This is a genomic window from Streptomyces sp. NPDC044002, from assembly GCF_056434525.1.
The window spans coordinates 1-16,238 of the sequence record NZ_JBWKEZ010000090.1 but is presented as its reverse complement, the minus strand read 5'-3'; the positions used below and the strand labels follow the sequence as shown (position 1 = coordinate 16,238).

General features: G+C 71.0%; 17 protein-coding genes. 8 read left to right on the top strand and 9 right to left on the bottom strand.

Annotation, left to right across the window (positions count from 1 at the left end; translation table 11 throughout):
* Positions 1 to 96 precede the first annotated feature (96 nt).
* Positions 97 to 864 carry a hypothetical protein gene (locus tag AC07A6_RS37670; protein ID WP_362470019.1) on the top strand — a complete coding sequence of 256 codons (768 nt, stop codon included), beginning with the start codon at positions 97 to 99 and terminating at the stop codon, positions 862 to 864.
* 67 nt (positions 865 to 931) lie between these two features.
* On the opposite strand, the gene AC07A6_RS37665 is transcribed toward AC07A6_RS37670, so the two are convergent.
* The 3 genes from AC07A6_RS37665 to AC07A6_RS37655 form a co-directional block, all read right to left on the bottom strand.
* Positions 932 to 1,144, bottom strand: a complete 213-nt coding sequence (locus tag AC07A6_RS37665) for a PspC domain-containing protein (protein WP_478780136.1) — start codon at positions 1,142 to 1,144, stop codon at positions 932 to 934.
* Positions 1,145 to 1,198: 54 nt separating this feature from the next.
* Positions 1,199 to 1,774 (bottom strand): VanZ family protein, encoded by a 576-nt coding sequence (locus AC07A6_RS37660; protein ID WP_386273819.1) that lies wholly within the window; start codon positions 1,772 to 1,774, stop codon positions 1,199 to 1,201.
* 443 nt (positions 1,775 to 2,217) lie between these two features.
* Positions 2,218 to 2,847, bottom strand: a complete 630-nt coding sequence (locus AC07A6_RS37655) for a PH domain-containing protein (protein WP_362470013.1) — start codon at positions 2,845 to 2,847, stop codon at positions 2,218 to 2,220.
* Between the two features lie 137 nt (positions 2,848 to 2,984).
* Between AC07A6_RS37655 and deoC the strand changes: the two genes are divergently transcribed.
* From deoC to AC07A6_RS37640, 3 genes are read left to right on the top strand one after another with little or no spacing between them, the layout of a single operon-like run.
* Complete coding sequence (gene deoC / locus AC07A6_RS37650) at positions 2,985 to 3,947, top strand: deoxyribose-phosphate aldolase (protein WP_478780143.1); 963 nt, start codon at positions 2,985 to 2,987, stop codon at positions 3,945 to 3,947.
* A gap of 5 nt (positions 3,948 to 3,952) precedes the next feature.
* A complete protein-coding gene (locus AC07A6_RS37645) occupies positions 3,953 to 5,389 on the top strand; it encodes an aldehyde dehydrogenase family protein (RefSeq protein WP_478780135.1) in 1,437 nt (478 codons plus the stop codon).
* Entirely contained in the window at positions 5,382 to 6,278 is an 897-nt protein-coding gene (locus AC07A6_RS37640) for an aldehyde dehydrogenase family protein (protein ID WP_478780134.1), read from the top strand. Before AC07A6_RS37645 ends, AC07A6_RS37640 begins: the two co-directional genes overlap by 8 nt.
* 15 nt (positions 6,279 to 6,293) lie before the next feature.
* Here the strand turns inward: AC07A6_RS37640 and AC07A6_RS37635 are convergent, their stop codons facing one another.
* From AC07A6_RS37635 to AC07A6_RS37625, 3 genes are all read right to left on the bottom strand, one after another.
* Positions 6,294 to 8,294 (bottom strand): zinc ribbon domain-containing protein, encoded by a 2,001-nt coding sequence (locus AC07A6_RS37635; protein WP_478780133.1) that lies wholly within the window; start codon positions 8,292 to 8,294, stop codon positions 6,294 to 6,296.
* Between the two features lie 23 nt (positions 8,295 to 8,317).
* On the bottom strand, positions 8,318 to 8,458 hold the full coding sequence (locus tag AC07A6_RS37630) for a hypothetical protein (protein ID WP_478780132.1): 141 nt from the start codon (positions 8,456 to 8,458) through the stop codon (positions 8,318 to 8,320).
* 137 nt (positions 8,459 to 8,595) lie between these two features.
* Positions 8,596 to 8,967, bottom strand: a complete 372-nt coding sequence (locus AC07A6_RS37625; RefSeq protein WP_478780131.1) for a hypothetical protein — start codon at positions 8,965 to 8,967, stop codon at positions 8,596 to 8,598.
* Between AC07A6_RS37625 and AC07A6_RS37620 the strand changes: the two genes are divergently transcribed.
* Positions 8,966 to 9,742, top strand: a complete 777-nt coding sequence (locus AC07A6_RS37620; protein ID WP_362470001.1) for a uridine kinase family protein — start codon at positions 8,966 to 8,968, stop codon at positions 9,740 to 9,742. The genes AC07A6_RS37625 and AC07A6_RS37620 overlap by 2 nt on opposite strands.
* A 148-nt stretch (positions 9,743 to 9,890) precedes the next feature.
* Here the strand turns inward: AC07A6_RS37620 and AC07A6_RS37615 are convergent, their stop codons facing one another.
* Entirely contained in the window at positions 9,891 to 10,595 is a 705-nt protein-coding gene (locus AC07A6_RS37615) for a SigE family RNA polymerase sigma factor (RefSeq protein ID WP_362469998.1), read from the bottom strand.
* A gap of 203 nt (positions 10,596 to 10,798) precedes the next feature.
* Between AC07A6_RS37615 and afsQ1 the strand changes: the two genes are divergently transcribed.
* Genes afsQ1 through AC07A6_RS37600 form a run of 3 tightly spaced genes read left to right on the top strand, consistent with a single transcriptional unit; the run spans position 10,799 to position 13,609 of the window.
* Positions 10,799 to 11,476, top strand: coding sequence for a two-component system response regulator AfsQ1 (gene afsQ1 / locus AC07A6_RS37610; RefSeq protein WP_007266078.1), 678 nt, complete (start codon positions 10,799 to 10,801; stop codon positions 11,474 to 11,476).
* Positions 11,473 to 12,963: a sensor histidine kinase gene (locus AC07A6_RS37605; RefSeq protein ID WP_478780130.1), complete on the top strand. Its 1,491-nt coding sequence runs from the start codon at positions 11,473 to 11,475 to the stop codon at positions 12,961 to 12,963. Before afsQ1 ends, AC07A6_RS37605 begins: the two co-directional genes overlap by 4 nt.
* A complete protein-coding gene (locus AC07A6_RS37600) occupies positions 12,944 to 13,609 on the top strand; it encodes a hypothetical protein (RefSeq protein ID WP_478780129.1) in 666 nt (221 codons plus the stop codon). Before AC07A6_RS37605 ends, AC07A6_RS37600 begins: the two co-directional genes overlap by 20 nt.
* Before the next feature lie 797 nt (positions 13,610 to 14,406).
* Here the strand turns inward: AC07A6_RS37600 and AC07A6_RS37595 are convergent.
* Positions 14,407 to 14,880, bottom strand: coding sequence for a YxiG-like protein (locus AC07A6_RS37595; RefSeq protein ID WP_478780128.1), 474 nt, complete (start codon positions 14,878 to 14,880; stop codon positions 14,407 to 14,409).
* Between the two features lie 89 nt (positions 14,881 to 14,969).
* Positions 14,970 to 15,527 (bottom strand): hypothetical protein, encoded by a 558-nt coding sequence (locus AC07A6_RS37590; RefSeq protein WP_478780127.1) that lies wholly within the window; start codon positions 15,525 to 15,527, stop codon positions 14,970 to 14,972.
* Between the last annotated feature and the right edge of the window lie 711 nt (positions 15,528 to 16,238).

Below are 16,238 nucleotides of genomic sequence, written 5' to 3'. Positions count from 1 at the left end.
CGGCGCACGCCCCTTCGAGGAGGTGTGCGCCGCGTCGCGCGGTGTGCCACGATCACCACCAACTGCCCGCCGACGCACGGGGTATGAGGTTCGGTCATGCGCATCACGGCACGATTCACGGCGCCCGCGACGAGGTTCGCGCTGCTCCCCGCCCTGCTCCTCGGAGCGGTCGCCTGCGGCAGCGGTACGGACACCTCCGCGCCCGGGAAGACCCCCGACCCCAAGGGCTCCGCGGCCGCCCGCCCCTCGGGCGCCCCCGGCGCCCCGGCGGCCCCCGCCGCGCCCAAGGCCAAGGACGCGAGCCTGGAACGGGCCGCCCTCGTCCAGGGCGACCTCGCCGGCTACCAGATCTCCGCGCAGGGCAAGAACCCGAACGCCCCCGACGGCCAGCCGCAGGCCGACAAGAAGGCCTGCCAGCCGCTCGCCGACATCATGGGCGACAAGCCCGACCCGGCCGCCCACGAGACGGTCAACCGCGGCATCGGCTCCCAGAAGCAGGTGGGCCTCGCGGTCTCCGCCTCCGTCAGCTCCTACGCGGAGGCCGAGGCCAAGCGGGTCGTCGCCCGGCTGCGCGAGGCCGTCGCGGCCTGCGGTACGGGCTTCACCGCCACCGTCGAGAAGCAGACCGGCCGCTACCGGGACGTGAAGGCCGTCCCGTACAAGACGGCGGGCGAGGAGACGGTCAGCTGGACCACGACCGCCACCGCCGAGGGCGTCTCGGCGCCGGTCCACCTGGTCGTCGTACGCCAGGGCGACCGGGTCGTGCGGCTGATGGCCCTGAACGTGGCCGCCGCGGACCAGAAGGCGCTGGTCCCGCAGGAGATCGCCGACAAGCAGCTGGAGAAGGTCAAGAAGGCGGGCTGAGTCCGGCCGGAGCCCGGCCGGAGCGCCGCCGGAGCGCCGCTCGGGCACCCGGGGGGTCTTCGGGGAGCTACCAGGCGGTCTGCGCCGAGCCCGCGCCGCCCTTCTCGTTCGGGAGCAGCAGCCACAGCGCCAGGTAGATGAGGAACTGCGGTCCGGGCAGCAGGCACGAGGCCACGAAGATGATCCGCATCGTGCGGGTCTTGATACCGAAACGCCGTGCGAGCCCGGCGCAGACGCCGCCGATCATCCGTCCGTCACGGGGGCGGGTAATCGCGCTCATTTTCTTCTCCTTCGTATGGGATCGCGCTCCGGGACCATTCCCTTCCGCGATGCCTCAATACTCGCGCGGTACCGCCGAAAGGACCTCGGTCCAGGGTCCGATGCCGACCCTGGTAATTCTCGGGGTGGGCCCCTGAGACGCGTGGGTGCGGCGCAGCCGCCTGCGCAGCACCGGGACGACGGCCAGGTGGACGATCACCACTCCGGCGGTGTTCAGCAGCAGCGCGTCCACGTCCAGCACCCGGCCGGGGACGGCGGTCTGCAGCATCTCGATGCCGAGCGAGATCAGTACGGCCGCGGCCGCCGTCCGGACCAGCGAGGCCCAGGCCGCCAGCGGCCCCGGCGTCAGCCGCCCCCCGGCCAGCGGCAGCAGCACCCCCAGCGGGGCCAGCAGCGCCAGCCCCTCGCCGATCCGCCGCGCGGCCTCCAGCGGGCCGTACGCGAGGTCCGCCCGGATCCCCTCCAGCGGGGTCAGGTTCGCGGCCGCCGCCCAGGGGACGTCCAGGGGGCTCAGCGTCAGCCATCCGACGAGCAGCAGATGCGCGGCCAGCAGGGCCCCGCTCAGGAGCCGGGACCGGACCGGGAGCTTTGTGGCGGTGGCGGCGCTGCCGCTGCCCTCATGACGGTGCACACCTGCGAGGACGCACCCCCCGGCAGCACCGGTTCCGGTACCCGTGTCCGTTACGCAGTGGTTACGGCAGCTCAGCGGATACCCCGATCACCGGATGGTGCCCCGCGGCCCGGCCGCCCCCGCAAGCCGCCAGCCTCCGGCCCGCCAGACCCCGGCCCACCGGCCTCCGGCTCACTGTTCCCCGCCCCGCCAGCCCGGCAGCCCGGCAGCCCGGCAGAGCCCAGCCCACTGGCTTCCGGCCCGGCAGCCTCCGGCCCGGCAGCCTCCGGCCCGCCAGAGCCCGGCCCACCGGCCTCCAGCCGCCGACCTCCAGCCGCCGACCTCCAGTTCACCGGCCCCGGCCAGCCAGCAGACCGCCCGGCAGGGCTCCGGCAGACCGCCCGGCAGGGCCCCGGCAGACCCGCCCGGCAGGACCCCCGTCAGCCCGCCCGGCAGGACCCCCGTCAGCCCGTCGCCAGCAGTACGGCCAGCAGTACCGCGCCCACCACCGCCGGCGCGATGATCTCGTACGCCCACCGCACGCGGACCCCGCCCTGCGCGCCGGGCCGGCCGGCCCCGCGCTCGGCGAGCTCGCGCAGCTCGTCCACGACCCGGTCGGAGGAGGCCCGCGGCGGCGCGGTCGGCTCCGCCGCGTCGGCCGAGGCGTCCATGCCCTTGCCGCGCAGCGCGTTCCCGCGGCTGAACTGCCGGCCGGCCTTCTTCCGCTCGCGCAGCGACACCGGCACCGACCACAGCTGGTACTTCGACCCCTCCGCCAGTACCTCCGCCGAGTACCCGGCGCGCACCGCGTCGACGGCGGCCCAGGGCAGCTCGATGATCCGGAAGGGGTTGCGGATCCGCATCCGGTCGTCGTTGGCGAAGACGGCCGGGCGGAGGGTGAACGCCACGATCAGGGGGACGGCGAACAGCGCGACCGCGGCGCCGACCCACCGCGCGCTCCCCTCGCCCCGTACGACGGCGTCCCCGCACAGCCACGCCACGAGCGCGAGGAGCAGCACGCCGGAGACGACGGCCATGGAGGAGCGGTAGACGCGGTCGGCGTAGACCGGCTCGTGGGGGGAGGGCGTAGTCATGCGGCCGATTCTGCCCCATGGCCTGCCGGAAGGTACGGGCGAGCGGGACCGGAAGCTCCGATGACGGATCTCACGCCCATATGTGCACCGAGGGGGGTGACAGGCGCTACGCGCGTAGATATGCTCACCTGGTGACCATGCCCACCACCCTCACCGCATTCGCTGACGTGACGACGTCCGACAGCGCGCTGCGCCGCTTCCTGCACGGGCTGCCCGGCGTAGACGCAGTCGGCCTGGAGGCCCGCGCGGCCTCGCTCGGCACCCGCTCGATCAAGACGACGGCCAAGGCGTACGCCATCGACCTGGCCATCTCGATGATCGACCTGACGACGCTCGAGGGTGCGGACACCCCGGGCAAGGTCCGGTCGCTCTCCGCCAAGGCCGTCAACCCCGACCCGACCGACCGGACGACGCCCATGACCGCCGCGGTCTGCGTCTACCCCGACATGGTGGCCACCGCCAAGGCCGCGCTGAACGGCGCCGACGTCAAGGTCGCCTCCGTCGCCACCGCCTTCCCCGCGGGCCGCGCCGCCCTGCCGGTCAAGCTGGCCGACACCCGGGACGCCGTCGCCGCCGGCGCCGACGAGATCGACATGGTCATCGACCGTGGCGCCTTCCTCGCCGGCCGCTACCTGGAGACGTACGAGCTGATCAAGGCCGTGAAGGAGGCGTGCGTCCGCCCCGACGGCACCGCCGCCCGCCTCAAGGTCATCTTCGAGACCGGCGAGCTGTCGACGTACGACAACATCCGCCGCGCCTCCTGGATCGGCATGATCGCCGGCGCCGACTTCATCAAGACCTCCACCGGCAAGGTCGGCGTCAACGCCACCCCCGCCAACACCCTGCTCATGCTCGAAGCCGTACGCGACTTCAAGGCGCAGACTGGAATCCAGATCGGCGTGAAGCCGGCCGGCGGCATCCGCACCACGAAGGACGCCATCAAGTTCCTGGTCCTGGTCAACGAGACCGCGGGCGAGGACTGGCTGACCAACGAGTGGTTCCGCTTCGGCGCCTCCAGCCTGCTGAACGACCTGCTCATGCAGCGCCAGAAGCTGAGCACCGGGCGTTACTCCGGTCCCGACTACGTGACGGTGGACTGATCACCATGGCATCCCTCTTCGAGTACGCACCGGCCCCCGAGTCCCGCTCGGTCGTCGACATCGCCCCCTCCTACGGGCTCTTCATCGACGGCGAGTTCACCGACGCCGCCGACGGCAAGGTCTTCAAGACCGTCAGCCCCTCCAGCGAGGAAGTGCTGGCCGAGGTCGCCCAGGCGGGCGCCGCCGACGTCGACCGCGCCGTCAAGGCCGCCCGCCGCGCCTTCGAGAAGTGGTCCGCGCTGCCCGGCTCCGAGCGCGCCAAGTACCTCTTCCGCATCGCCCGGATCATCCAGGAGCGCAGCCGCGAGCTCGCCGTCCTGGAGACCCTGGACAACGGCAAGCCGATCAAGGAGACCCGCGACGCGGACCTCCCCCTGGTCGCCGCCCACTTCTTCTACTACGCGGGCTGGGCCGACAAGCTCGACCACGCGGGCTACGGCGCGAACCCCCGCCCGCTCGGCGTGGCCGGCCAGGTCATCCCGTGGAACTTCCCGCTGCTGATGCTCGCGTGGAAGATCGCCCCGGCGCTCGCCACCGGCAACACCGTCGTCCTCAAGCCGGCCGAGACCACCCCGCTCTCGGCGCTGTTCTTCGCGGACATCTGCCGCCAGGCCGGTCTGCCCAAGGGCGTCGTCAACATCATCCCCGGCTACGGGGACGCGGGCGCCGAACTCGTCGCCCACCCGGACGTCAACAAGGTCGCCTTCACCGGCTCCACCGCGGTCGGCAAGGCCATCGCCCGCCAGATCGCCGGCACCGACAAGAAGGTCACCCTGGAGCTGGGCGGCAAGGGCGCCAACATCGTCTTCGACGACGCCCCCATCGACCAGGCCGTCGAGGGCATCGTCAACGGCATCTTCTTCAACCAGGGCCAGGTCTGCTGCGCGGGCTCCCGCCTCCTGGTCCAGGAGTCGATCCACGACGAGCTGCTCGACTCCCTCAAGCGCCGCCTCTCCACGCTGCGCCTGGGCGACCCGCTCGACAAGAACACCGACATCGGCGCCATCAACTCCGCCGAGCAGCTCGCCCGGATCACCGCCCTCGCCGAGACCGGCGAGGCCGAGGGGGCCGAGCGCTGGTCCCCGGCGTGCGAGCTGCCGTCCGCCGGCTACTGGTTCGCCCCGACGCTCTTCACGAACGTCACCCAGGCGCACACCGTCGCCCGCGACGAGATCTTCGGCCCGGTCCTGTCCGTGCTGACGTTCCGCACCCCCGACGAGGCCGTCGCCAAGGCCAACAACAGCCAGTACGGCCTGTCCGCCGGCATCTGGACGGAGAAGGGCTCCCGCATCCTCGCGGTCGCCAACAAGCTCCGCGCGGGTGTGGTGTGGGCCAACACGTTCAACAAGTTCGACCCGACCTCGCCCTTCGGCGGCTACAAGGAGTCGGGCTTCGGCCGCGAGGGCGGCCGCCACGGCCTGGAGGGCTACCTCGATGTCTGAGTCTTCGACCCGCCTGAACGTCTTCAAGACCTACAAGCTGTACGTCGGGGGCAAGTTCCCCCGCTCCGAGAGCGGCCGGGTGTACGAGGTGAGCGACTCCAAGGGCAACTGGCTGGCCAACGCTCCGCTGTCCTCCCGCAAGGACGCCCGTGACGCGGTCGTCGCGGCCCGCAAGGCCTTCGGCGGCTGGGCCGGCGCCACCGCCTACAACCGCGGCCAGATCCTCTACCGCATCGCCGAGATGCTGGAGGGCCGCCGCGAGCAGTTCGTCCGTGAGGTCGGCGAGGCCGAGGGCCTGTCCAAGTCGAAGGCCGCGGCCGTCGTCGACGCCGCCATCGACCGCTGGGTCTGGTACGCGGGCTGGACCGACAAGATCGGCCAGGTCGTGGGCGGGGCCAACCCCGTCGCGGGCCCGTTCTTCAACCTCTCCACCCCGGAGCCGACCGGCGTCGTCACCGTCGTCGCCCCGCAGCAGTCGTCGTTCCTGGGCCTCGTCTCGGTGATCGCCCCGGTCATCGCGACGGGCAACACGGCGGTCGTCATCGCCAGCGAGAAGGCCCCGCTCCCCGCCCTCTCCCTGGGCGAGGTACTGGCCACCTCCGACCTGCCCGGCGGCGTCGTCAACATCCTCTCCGGCAAGGCCGCCGAGATGGGCCCCCACCTGGCGGCCCACCAGGACGTCAACGCCATCGACCTGGCGGGCGCCGACACGGCCCTCGCCAAGGAGCTGGAGATCGCGGCGGCCGACAACCTCAAGCGCGTCCTGCGTCCACAGCCTGTGGACGACTGGACCGCCGGCCCCGGCACCCACCGCATGACGGCCTTCCTGGAGACCAAGACCGTCTGGCACCCGACGGGCTCCCTGGGCTCGGGCGGCTCCTCGTACTAAGACTTGTTCCGCAACTCACCAAAGGGTGAGCTGAGGATCGCAGCGGGGGCGGGGTCCGGGCTTTCCGGCGTGGTCACGAGTTCGTGACTCATCCGGGGTTGCTCGGTCCCGCCGTCCGGCGGTTCGGGGAGCAGGGGTCTCACAGCGTTGTCGTGGGACTGCCACGCGTCCCGCACCCCGAGGGGTGTTCGGGCTCGGTGTGGTTGACTCCCGCAGCGCTTCTTCCAGCGCTTGGGCATAGAGGTTCTGGGCGTGCTGGGACGCGGTGGTGTCCAGGTACGCGGTCTTCGGGTCGTCCGCGTCGGCGAAGCGGACGAACGCGGCGAGGGCGGCGGAGACGAGGTCGCGTTTCCCGGTGAGACCGCATCCGGTGCACCTGTGCTCGCGGTCGCGGAGGGACTTCTTCACACGCTCGCCGCACATGCAGTGCTGGGACAGGGCGGTGGACCAGGTTGAGGCCCGGATCAGTCGGCCGCCTGCGGCGTCACACTCGTTCTTGAGGGCGGAGATCAGCAGGCCGGGCGTGGTCTGGGAGAGGCGCTTGCCCCATAGCCGGTACCAGGTTCGGATGTCGCAGTCCTCGACCACGAGCACGGGGCCGTGGGCGGCGATGATCTCCCGCGCCACGAGGCGTGCGCGGTGGCGCCGGTGCTCGGCGGCCGAGGCGGTGTGCTCGGCCTGGCGGGATCGCAGCTGCCGGTAGTGGCCGGAGAGCCGGTCACGCCGGTACGCCTGCTTGGGAACACCGTCCGTGCGGGCGTCGCGCCCGCCGCCGGGCACGGTCACCGTCTTGGGTGTGAGTCCGGCGTCGGCGCGGCGGAGGGCGCGGGCGGTCTGCTTCTTCGACAGTCCGTACTGTGCCGGGTTCGCCGCCCGGCGGGAGCGCTCCAGTGCCCGCGCCCGGCCGCGCTGCTTCTTCGCCTGCTTGACCAGCAAGGTGCGCTCGGCGTCGGTCAGGGTGATCTCGGTGGAGGCGGGCGTGCCGCCGTCGAGCCGGGCGGGGAAGGAGACGACGGAGAGGTTGGAGACGTTGCCGTCCACCCCGCCGATCCGGTCCAGAGCGGCGGCCTGCTCGCGCATTTTCCGCACGGCCGGGGCGGTGTGGCCGGGGCCGAGGACCATCAGGTGCGCCTCGTACACCCAGCCGCCCGGAGCGGACGCCTTGCGGCGGCGGACGAGGTCGACCTTGTGCCAGCGGCCGGGGTTGGCAAGCAAGTGCTCAACCCGTGCCCACTGGCCCGGCCCCTGGGGGGTGCGGACGGGGAGCACGAGGTCACCGCGCTTGCTGTCGGGTCCTCCGGAGAAGACGACGGCGAGGGGGCCGGTGTGGTCCCACCAGTTCGCCTTGCGCATCAGCGGCTTCGCGGCGGCGGTCGTCTTCCCCGTGTGAACCTTGCCGTCCGGCAGTGCCGGACGAGGCATACGGCGGGGCTGGGACAGCGGGTGCCGGCCGCCGTCGGTGTAGGCCATGGCGTGACCGGTCAGGGCGCCGACGAGCCGGAAGGTCTCCCACTTGTTTCCGGTGGTGTGCGAGCGTGCACGGCCCGGAATGCGGGTGAAGTCGTGCCGGCGGCCGGTCTTGGGACGGCCGAAGCGCTGGCCCGTGGCGTCGGGGAACAGATGCCGCTGCACACCGTTCCACACCTCGTCGGCCATGTGCATGGCCAGGGCCTTGGAGGCGTGGTGCTTGAGGTGCCCGGCATCCTCCAGATGCTTGTACGCGCACCGCTCCAGGGCTTCACGGGACAGACCCAGACGCTGCCGCACCGCCTTCGCTCCCTGCTTCTCCCGCTCGTGGAACGCCGCCCAGTAGGCATCGACCTTGGCGCGGGCGTCCCGCTGGACGGCCCGCTTGATCGACCACATAGCGCCGAACAGCTTCTCCAGCCGGACGAGGTCGGCCGGGTCGGTGACGGCGAGCGGCAGCACCATCACCGACACCATCCCGTCGTCGGGCTTCTTCCACTTCGGGGCCTTGTTCTTCCCCCGGAACTTCCGGGTCTGGGCAGCCTGCATCACTCGTCACCTCCCGTCATCAATCAGCTGACATACGACACGCCAAGAAGCGGGCGCGGGCCGAATACGCCATCGCCCGCCTCAAGGACTACAAGGTCCTGCGGCAGCACCGCCGACGCGGCGACACCATCAACGACACCGCCCGCGCCATCGCCGTACTGCACAACCCCAAGATCGAGTACCCGTAACTACGGAACACCTCTTAGGACGGCCCGCGTGAGACCGGCCCTGGCAGCGAACCCTCCCCCAGCTACCGCTGGGAGGGGCCCCCAGTGCTGCCAGGGCCTTCACGCGTCCGCCACTACTCGGGCAGCACCGGCCCCAGCAGCGAGGTGACCGCCGCCGTCGGCAGCTCCTTCACCGACGGCCCCTGCGTCAGGATCCCCGTCACCATCGTCGTGCCCACCGCCGGGAAGTCCGCGACCTTCGTCGCCACCCCGTTGTCCAGCGGGTCCACCCCGGTCTTGGCCAGCGGGTTCACCTTCAGGTCCCCGAGCGGGTTGGCGACCCCGGCCACCGCCGCGTTGAGATCGGTCTCCGCCGCCTGGAGGTGGGTCTCCGAGGCCTGGGCCCCGCCCGCCGCCATCGCCAGGGCCGCCCCGGCCATGGACAGGCCCAGGCCGGCGGCGCGGAGCCGGTGCGAAGAGGGTTCGGATGCTGCGTGACGTGCCATGGTTCCCGCCTGTGGTCGTAGTCGCGTGCGCACACACAGTAGTGGAGGCGGTGTCCCCGATTCCAACCCACCGTGTGAGACCGGTCGCAGGGCCTGTCGGCAGTGTGTTGATACGCCGGGTAATGCCTCACACTGGTCTCCCGTGAGCTGTTCATCTCCCCTTCCCACGCGCGTCGTGCTGCTGACCGGTCCCTCGGGTTCCGGCAAGTCCTCGCTCGCGGCCCGCTCGGGCCTGCCCGTACTGCGCCTGGACGACTTCTACAAAGAGGCGACGGACCCCACCCTCCCGCTCGTCGAAGGCAGCTCCGACATCGACTGGGACTCCCCGCTCTCCTGGGACGCCGACACCGCCGTCGCCGCCATCGCGGAACTCTGCGCCGCCGGCCGCACCGAAGTCCCCGTCTACTCCATCGCCTCGTCCTCCCGGACCGGCACCGAGACCCTCGACATCGACCGCACCCCGCTGTTCATCGCCGAGGGCATCTTCGCCGCCGACATCGCGGCCCGCTGCCAGGAACTCGGACTCCTCGCCGACGCCATCTGCCTGCGCGGCCGCCCCTCCACCACCTTCCGCCGCCGCTTCCTGCGCGACCTGCGCGAAGGCCGCAAGTCCGTGCCCTTCCTGCTGCGCCGCGGCTACCGCCTCATGCGCGCCGAACGCGGAATCGTCGCCCGCCACGTCGCCCTCGGCGCACACGCCTGCGCCCGCGACGAAGCCCTCGGCCGGCTGGCCGCCGCAGCCGCAGGCCGCCACCGCACCCCCACCGCCCTCTGACCGGCGGTACGGCCACGCACGGCCACCCGTACAAAGTGAAAAGGCGGGATCACGCGGACCCCCGGCCGCTTGATCCCGCCTCTTCTCCCCCTGCGGCCCCCGTCCCACCCCCGTAGGACGGGCCCCCTGGCCCCATGGTCTTTCCCGGTTACGCGACGAGCTCCCCGAAGGACTCCGCCTCGTCACGCCCGAAGCTCAGCACCTCGTCCTCACGCAGCCGGCGCAGCGAGCGCCAGATGCTCGACTTCACGGTGCCCACGCTGATGCCCAGGATCTCCGCGATCTCCGGGTCCGTACGGCCCTCGTAGTAGCGCAGCACCAGCATCGTCCGCTGCGGCTCCGGAATCCGGGCCAGCGCCTGCCACAGCACCGCGCGCAGCTCCGTACCCCGCATCGCGTCCGTGTCCGACGCCGTCTCCGGCAGCTCCTCCGTCGGGTACTCGTTCAGCTTCCGCCGACGCCAGGCACTGATGTGCAGGTTCGTCATCGTGCGGCGCAGGTACCCGCCCACCGCGGCCTTGTCGCTGATCCGGTCCCAGGCGCGGTACGTGGAGAACAGCGCGCTCTGCAACAGGTCCTCGGCCTCGTGGCGGTCGCCGGTGAGGTGGAAGGCCGTCGCGTACAGCGCCGCCCGCCGCTCCTGCACGTACGCCGTGAACTCCGCCTCCGAGGAAGAGGACGGGGCCGGCGCGGTGCGCTGCGCGGGAACCGCCTGGTACTGCTTCGCGTCAATGGCTGTGACGTGTGCCGGCCGCTGACGGGCGACCGTCACCGTACGGACACCCGCCCGGCGGTTCACATCGTGCAGCCGCGTGACAACCGCGCTGGTCGTGGTGCTGTGCAGCGTGTTCATCTCGCGCCCCCCGTCGTGGAGTCTGCTTCGGTCCGTCGTGTCGATGAGAAAAGACTGCCCGGCCGGTATAACCAGGGTGTCCGCCGACTGTCACAGGCCTGTCACAGCCACCCGTGCGCCAGACAGTGGCGCGATCACGCCCCTCGCGATTGCCACCGTCCCGACGGTCGAAGTGCGCACGGCCGATGGGACAGAATGAGCCCGTGCCTTTCCTGTTGCTGATCGAGGACGACGACGCCATCCGCACGGCCCTCGAACTCTCCCTGACCCGCCAGGGCCACCGAGTGGCCACCGCGGCGACGGGCGAGGACGGCCTGAAACTGCTGCGCGAGCAGCGGCCGGACCTGATCGTGCTCGACGTCATGCTGCCCGGGATCGACGGCTTCGAGGTGTGCCGGCGGATCCGCCGCACCGACCAGCTGCCGATCATCCTGCTCACCGCGCGCAGCGACGACATCGATGTCGTCGTCGGCCTGGAATCCGGAGCCGACGACTACGTCGTCAAGCCCGTCCAGGGACGCGTGCTCGACGCGCGCATCCGCGCCGTGCTCCGGCGCGGCGAACGCGAGGCGAGCGACTCCGCCACCTTCGGCACCCTGGTCATCGACCGGGCCGCCATGACCGTGACGAAGAACGGCGAGGACCTCCAGCTCACCCCGACCGAGCTGCGCCTCCTCCTCGAACTCAGCCGCCGCCCCGGCCAGGCCCTGTCCCGCCAGCAGCTGCTGCGGCTCGTGTGGGAACACGACTACCTCGGCGACTCGCGGCTCGTCGACGCCTGCGTGCAGCGGCTGCGCGCCAAGGTCGAGGAAGTGCCCTCCTCACCCACCCTCATCCGTACCGTCCGGGGTGTCGGCTACCGGCTGGACTCCCCACAGTGACCAAGGCCCTGTTCGCGGGCCGGCGCTGGACCAGCCTGCGGCTGCGCCTGCTCGTGGTGTTCGCGCTCGTCGCGCTCGTCGCCGCGGTCTCCGCCTCCGGCATCGCGTACTGGCTCAACCGCGAAGCCGTGCTCACCCGTACCCAGGACGCGGCCCTCGGCGACTTCCGCCAGGAGATGCAGAACCGGGCCGCGGCACTCCCCGCCGACCCGACACCCGAGGAAATACAGCGCACCGCCGAACTGATGGCGGGCAGCAGCCCCGGGTACAGCGTGCTCCTCGTCCACGAACGCAAGGACGGGCGCAAGGTCATCGGCGCCGCCGGCGCGATCCCCTTCGGCCTGAACGACGTACCCAAGACACTCCAGTACGCCGTCAACGACCGGCAGAAGACCACCGCCGCCAACGACTCCGAGTACCACATGTACTGGCAGCGGACGAAGCCCCAGGGCAACCCCTACCTCGTCGGCGGCACCCGCATCGTCGGCGGCGGCCCCACCGGCTACATGTACAAGTCCCTCGCCACCGAACGGGACGACCTCAACGCCCTCGGCTGGTCCCTCACCATCGCCACCGGACTCGCCCTCCTCGGCTCCGCGCTGCTCGCACAGGGAGCGGCACGCACCGTCCTGAAGCCCGTACAGCGCCTCGGCGACGCGGCACGACGGCTCGGCGAAGGCGAACTCGACCACCGGCTCGACGTGTCGGGGACGGACGAACTCGCCGACCTGTCACGCACCTTCAACCGCACCGCCGAGGCGCTGGAGAAGAAGGTCGCCGACATGAGCGCCCGCGAGGAGGCCAGCCGCCGCTTCGTGGCCGACATGAGCCACGAGCTGCGCACCCCGCTGACGGCACTGACGGCGGTGGCCGAGGTGCTGGAGGAGGAGGTCGAGGACCTCGACCCGATGATCGCCCCGGCGGTCGGCCTGGTGGTGAGCGAGACGCGCAGGCTCAACGACCTCGTCGAGAACCTGATGGAGGTCACCCGCTTCGACGCGGGAACCGCCCGGCTGGTCCTCGACGACGTCAACGTCGCCGACCAGGTCACCGCCTGCATCGACGCCCGCGCCTGGCTCGACGCCGTCGAACTCGACGCCGGCCGCGGGATCGTGGCACGCCTCGACCCGCGCCGCCTCGACGTCATCCTCGCCAACCTCATCGGCAACGCCCTCAAGCACGGCGGCTCGCCGGTGCGGGTGTCGGTGTGCGTGGAGGGGGAGTGGCTGGTCATCGCGGTCAGGGACAACGGCCCGGGCATCCCCGAGGAAGTGCTGCCGCACGTCTTCGACCGCTTCTACAAGGCGAGCGCGTCCCGGCCCAAGTCGGACGGCAGCGGGCTCGGCCTCTCGATCGCGATGGAGAACGCCCACATCCACGGCGGTGACATCACCGCCGCGAACGGGCCGGAAGGCGGGGCCGTGTTCACACTGCGGCTCCCGATGGACGTGGGGGCGGTGATCGCCGGTGGCGGCGTGGAAGCGTAGGACTGCGACGCTGGCGGTCTGTGCCGCCCTCCTGACCGGGTGCGGGATCCGCGCCACCACCGTCCCGGTCGACGTGGGCGCGGCCCCGTCCCGGGTGTCCTGCGAGACCGCCGGGCAGCCAGCGGGCCAGAGCGGCGTACAGGGCTTCCGGGCCACGGTGGAACTGGTCTGCGGATCGCAGCTGGTCGGCGTGGAACGGACCGTCCCCGTACCGGAGAAGCGGGCCTCGCGGGAGCCCGTGGTGCTGGTCGCGCAGGCACTGCTGGAGGAACTGGAACGCAGCCCGTCGGCGGAGGAACGCGACGGCGGCTTCACCACCAGCGTCCCCGACCAGCTGTCGGCCTCCCCGGCCCGCCCCGGCGACCCGGCGGGCACGCTGCGGCTCAGCCGCAAGCCGGAGGACCTGCCGCCGGTGGCGCTGGCGCAGATCGTGTGCACCCTGTCGGCGAGCGACGCCGTCTCGGCCGGCCCGGGCCCGGTCGTCCTCGGCGGCCCGAACGCCGACCCGCCCCGCGCCTGGGAGTGCACGGACGCGGTCCGCTCCCGCCCGGAATCGGTCCCGACCCTGGGCGACCTGGCATCACCGACGCCGACGCCGGTGCCGAGCATTTCGGTGAGCCCGTCGCCGAGCCCGTCGGCGTCGTAGGGGGCGGGCGTACGGGGGTTGCGGCGCGGGCGCTGGTACGCGGCTTGCGGTGCGGGCCCGCTATCTCCCCCTCGACCCCGTGGGGTGGGGCGGTGGTTGCCCACCCGCCCCCTTGTCTGCGGGCCGGGGGCCGGGGAAGCGGTATCCCCCTGGACCGGATCAGAGAAGTCTGGGGGCTTCCCGTCAGTCCCATCGTCCTTCCGTGCCGTGCCGGCCTGTCAAGGGCGCTCCTTCGTCGCGTCGCTTCGCGATCGCCTTCGGCGACCCTTGACAGGCCGACCCGCCCCGGAAAGCCGAAAGACTGCCGGGAAACCCCCAAAGAAACGGCACGGTCGATGGTTGGAGGGACGGGTCTCTCAGCGATGAGGCGAGGGGCCGGGCGCCGGCCCGCCGGGCATCCGGGCCGGGGAGGCCTGGCCCAGGACCGGGGGCGCGGCTACCCGCACGAGAGGTTGATCAGAGCGACCTGCGGAGCCCCCAGACGCGACAGATCGCTACGCGCTCCTCTCGGCTCAGCGTCCGGCAGCCGTCCGTGGCTGGTACCCGCACCAAATGGTGATCAGAGGCTCGTTCGGCAACGGTAGGCGCGGCAGATCGCCACGCGCGGCGGGGCAGTAGTTCCCCACTCACCCGTTCGACGGCGTTGCGTTTCCTGCGGCGCCGGCGGAATCCCGTCGATCACCTGCCGGTGGTTCCGCCACCAGCCGCAACGTCTGGTGCTGACGGGCAGGAACGGCCGCAGCCAGGAAGAACGACCGGGACAGATTGCAGTCGCAAGATCACACAAGCCCTGATTCTTACTCCGTGACGAAGGGTGCGTATCCGACTGGGACCTCGCTCACTTGAAGGTCCGAGAAGAACAAGGTCACGTTGTGTGCGTTGGTTTCAATGCGCACCTCGTGAAAGTCGATCCCGAGGGCCTTCGACCAGCGGCGGGTCGCCTCCGACTCGGGAAGGAGTTTGGCTCCCGGGTACAGGGCGTGCCACTTCACCCCCCAGACGTATCCGTCGAGGTCAACACCGGTTTCGTGGTCGATGAGCCGGTCATCCAAGGAGACCCGCCAGGTCTCCGCCGGCACTGACGTCTCACACCGGGCTTCAACGCAGTACCGAAAGAGATACCGCAGGTGGGACGGTGCGATGCCAGTACGGGGAGCAGCCGTCGCGTAGACAATGACCTCGTAGTCGCGCATGTAGTTGGTGTATCCGTGGTGCACGACAGCGTGATCGAAGGTCTCGTCCAGCATCTGCTCAAGTACGGTGGTATCCATGCCGCCCTTCTACCTCACTCGACGAGACCTTCAGTAACGAGATTCACGGGTGTTGGGCGCCGTTGCCTCAGAGATCGCCCGGACAAGTCCTAGTCGGAGAAGTTCCAGAACATGCCGACCTCGGAGTCCGAGACAATGATCAGACCGTAATCCTCCGAGTAGACGCTCAGCGGGCTGTACGCCCAGCCCGACGATGTGAAGTCGAGTGTGCCGCGCACATGGCCGGGCATCTTGACATTGGTGTGATAGGTGGCCTTGTCCCCGTAACGCGCGAGGATCGTGCGTGCCATCACACGCAACTCCTCTTCACTCTCCGCGAAGCGCTCCAGGTTGGACAGGGTGCAGCGGTCGTCCGTGAGGGCCAGCAGCAGGTTCTCGGCGCTGTCCCGGTCGATCTCCTGGAGACACCTCGCGACGTACTCCGGGGGGTGGGCGATAAAGGGGAAGGTAGGGGACGCTTTGCGTTCCGGGTTCTGTGCCGCGTCGTCGAGACCGGTCCAGCCCCGCGGGTCCGGGACCCGGGCCATCAGCGCGATAAGGCCGAGGACCCAGTTCTCGTGGTGGCGCGGGCCCGTGGCGTCGTACGGGTACGCGTCCTCGTACAGGTGGCGTACCGCGGCTTCCCAGGACGTCTGGTCGACGGACATGTGGTGCTGGCCTTTCTCGGCTGAGCGCTGGCTAGGACTTGGAGGGCTTCGACGTCATGACGGTGAATGGCGGGTGCGGCTGCTGTCGTACTAGATCCTCGTATCGATGCCCGTCACGATTTCCGCCTTGGCGCGCATGCCGCCCTGTTTGTATCCGGACAGCGGTTCGGTCGGCTGCTTGCTCACACTGCGGCCGCTGATCTCGCCGTAAGGTCTCCAGATCGCCCTCGGCCGGTGGCGGCGGCCCCTTGATCCAGGCCTCGATCGCCGCGGCGTTCTGCTTGAGGTTGTACTGGGTGAGGTCTTGGGCCCGCTGATAGTTCAGGAAGGACGAGGAGCTTTGCCCAAGACGGCGGTCGGACGCCAAGCCTGGAGAAGCGCGTAGCGATCTGACGCGCCCGACCGCTCTCTGGGCTGCTCTCTTCGACCTCTGGTGCGGGTATCAGCCCAGGCGGTCGCCGGACGCTGAGACGGGAGGAGCGCGTAGCGATCTGTCGCGCTTGGGAGTCTGGAGGTCGCCCAGATCAACCTCTCGTGCGGGTAGCCGCGCCCGCGACCCGGGAACCGGGCCTGAGGGCCCGGATGCCTGGCGGGCCGGCGCCCGGCCCCTCGCCTGATCGCTGACGGACCCGCTCCTCCGACGATGGACCGTGCCGTTTCTTTGGGGGTTTCCCGGCAGTCTTTCGGCTTTCCGGGGCGGGTCGGCCTGTC